General features: G+C 46.3%; 1 protein-coding gene. It reads left to right on the top strand.

Going from position 1 to position 1,122, the window contains the following annotated elements:
* Window positions 1–70: 70 nt before the first annotated feature.
* A protein-coding gene (locus H5125_RS21640; RefSeq protein ID WP_182745492.1) for an IS3-like element ISShfr8 family transposase occupies window positions 71–1,122 on the top strand; the annotation gives its coding sequence in 2 pieces (ribosomal slippage) (window positions 71–332 and window positions 332–1,122; 1,053 coding nt annotated over the 2 pieces). This gene is flagged as partial in the annotation.

The raw sequence follows: 1,122 nt of genomic DNA on the forward strand, positions 1-1,122 counted from the left end.
TAATCCCCCCTAAAAATAGTAGATTTCAAAAGTAGAATTTTCTCGTAATATATACGCAGGGAGATTCTGCATGAAAACATCAAAATTTAGCGACAGCCAAATCCTAGCAATCCTTAAACAAGCCGAAGCTGGCACCCCAGTTCCGGGGCTTTGCCGTGAGCATGGCATGAGCTCTGCGACCTTCTACAAATGGCGCGCCAAATTCGGTGGCATGGACGCTTCTATGATGGCGCGATTGAAGGAGTTAGAGGCTGAGAATTCACGACTCAAAAAAATGTATGCCGAAGAGCGACTCAAAGCTGAAATACTCAAAGAGGCCATCGAAAAAAAGTGGTAAAGCCGTCGCGGCGGCGGGAGCTGGCGCAAAAGGCGGTGCAAGATAAAGCCATTTCGATCGCATTTGCGTGTGCCTTGTTTGGACTCAGTGAGAGCTGTTATCGCTATCAGGCAAAACTCAGTGATGAAAACGCTGCAATAGCCGACTGGTTACAGCAACTGACATCAACCCATCGGAGTTGGGGGTTTGGGCTATGTTATTACTTTTTACGTAACGTGAAACGCTACCGATGGAACCATAAGCGGGTGTATAGGATTTACCGAGAATTGGAGCTAAATCTACGAATTAAGCCGAGGAAACGCTTGAAGCGTGATAAACCGGACGCATTGGCGGTGCCAGAGGCAATCAATGAATGTTGGTCTATGGACTTTATGCACGACCAACTGGAAGATGGTCGCAGCATTAGGTTATTGAACGTGATTGATGATTACAACCGTGAAGGCTTGGCGATAGAGGTCGACTTCTCCTTACCTGCGGAGCGTGTGGTGAGAACATTGGATCAAATCATCGAATGGCGTGGAAAACCAAAACAGATACGCAGTGATAATGGTCCAGAGTATATAAGTGCGGTACTGGCTGCCTGGGCTGAAAAACACAATGTAGAACTGAAATTTATTCAGCCTGGCAATCCACAGCAGAATGCCTATGTAGAACGCTATAATCGGACTGTGCGATACGAATGGCTGAGCCAATATCTTTGGAATAGTATTGCCGAGGTACAGGAACATGCGACACAATGGCTATGGTTTTATAACAATGAAAGACCCAATACAGCAATTGGTGGT

Origin of the sequence: Shewanella sp. SR44-4 (assembly GCF_014163715.1) — a bacterium.
Classification (GTDB): Bacteria; Pseudomonadota; Gammaproteobacteria; order Enterobacterales; family Shewanellaceae; genus Shewanella.